This window comes from Mesorhizobium sp. M0715 (assembly GCF_040320355.1).
Classification (GTDB): Bacteria; Pseudomonadota; Alphaproteobacteria; order Rhizobiales; family Rhizobiaceae; genus Mesorhizobium.
Genome location: NZ_JAMYPL010000069.1, coordinates 1 through 1,432, shown reverse-complemented (window position 1 = coordinate 1,432; position 1,432 = coordinate 1). Strand labels below are relative to the sequence as shown.

General features: G+C 58.0%; 1 protein-coding gene. It reads right to left on the bottom strand.

Translation table 11 applies throughout. From position 1 onward, the window contains the following. Positions 1-27: 27 nt before the first annotated feature. Positions 28-1,388, bottom strand: a protein-coding gene (locus tag NKI21_RS32310; protein ID WP_502896805.1) for an IS3 family transposase whose coding sequence is annotated in 2 segments (ribosomal slippage) — positions 28-900 and positions 903-1,388 — 1,359 coding nt in all. Because the reading frame shifts where the segments join, the coding sequence is not laid out codon by codon here. Positions 1,389-1,432 lie beyond the last annotated feature (44 nt).

The following is a 1,432-nucleotide window of genomic DNA, read 5'->3' as shown; positions in this document are numbered from 1 at the left end:
TGAACTGACCCCTTAAAGTTGGACGGTTTAAGGTGCCGGCAGATTTAAGGGCTGGGTTCTGTATTGCACAGGGCTCAGCCCTTTCAGTTTCAGTTTGATGCGATCATGATTGTAGTAGTGGATGTAATCCTCGATGCTGGCCTTGAGGCTCTGAACGTTCTCGAAGGTATTGGGGTAGAAGAGCTCGGATTTGAGTGTTGCGAAGAAGCTCTCGATAGGTGCGTTGTCGAGGCAATTGCCTTTGCGTGACATGCTCTGGGCAATGCCTCGTGCCTGGAGCCTGCGCTGGTAGGCAGGCGTCTGATACTGCCATCCCTGATCGGAGTGTAGGATGGGCCGTTGGGTTTGGTCGAGCCGGTCCAGCGCTCTTGCGAGCATATTTTCCACCAGCTTGAAGAGCGGTCGCCTTGCGGTCTCGAAGGCGATGATCTCGCCATTATAAAGGTCCATGACCGGTGAGAGATAGAGTTTGTCGCCCGCCAGGTTGAACTCCGTCACATCGGTCACCCATTTATGGTTGGCGCTGTCAGCGTTGAACTGGCGTTGAATGAGATCGGGAGCCGTCCTTCCGATGCCGCCTTTGTAGGAGCGATACTTCTTCGGCCTGACCAGCGACTTCAATCCCATCTCCACCATCCGACACTGCACCGCCTTGTGATTGACGACATGACCGAGCCGGCGCAGTGCAGCAGCCACCCGGCGATAACCGTAGCGGCCCTTGTGGCTGTCGAAGACGGCTCTGATCTTCTCCTTGAGACCAGCATGGCGGTCGACGCGGGACGCCTTCTGTCGATAGTAGAACGTGCTGCGGGAAAGCCCTGCCAGTTTGAGCAGACCATCGAGCGGATAGAGCAGCCTTAACGCTTGGACAGCTTGCGCTTTTTGGGCGCGTGTCCCTGCGTTAAGGCCTCCAGTTTTTTTAGGTAGGCGTTCTCCATGCGCAGATGGTTCAGTTCCGCAAGCAGCTCTTCGCGGCTCTTGGTCTCATCACTCTGCGCCACGGGCGGCTCGCCAGGCGACGGCGGGTCTGACATCGATCGCGGCCTTCCTCTGCGGCGCGGCGCGAGCGCCTCTATCCCACCGGCTTCGTAGCGCCTCTCCCAGTCCGGAAGGCAGCCGGCGTTGCGGATATTGAACAGCGCGGCCGTCTGTCGGCAGGACAGTCCATCCTCCCACATCCGGTGCAGAACCGACAGCTTGAACTCGCCGTCATAGTGGCTGAGCTTGCGAGCGAGGCCGGCAACCCCGTGCGCTTGATAGCTCGCAACCCATTTGCGCACCGTCGCAGCATCTACGCCGTCGGCTGCACCGGCGCTCGCATAGCTCTCTTCACCACTCAAATAACGATCAACAACAGTGCGCTTCAAACTCTCGCTGTGTTTGGACATGAAAACCCCCGAAGGTTGATGTCCAACTTTCGGGGGTCAGTTCA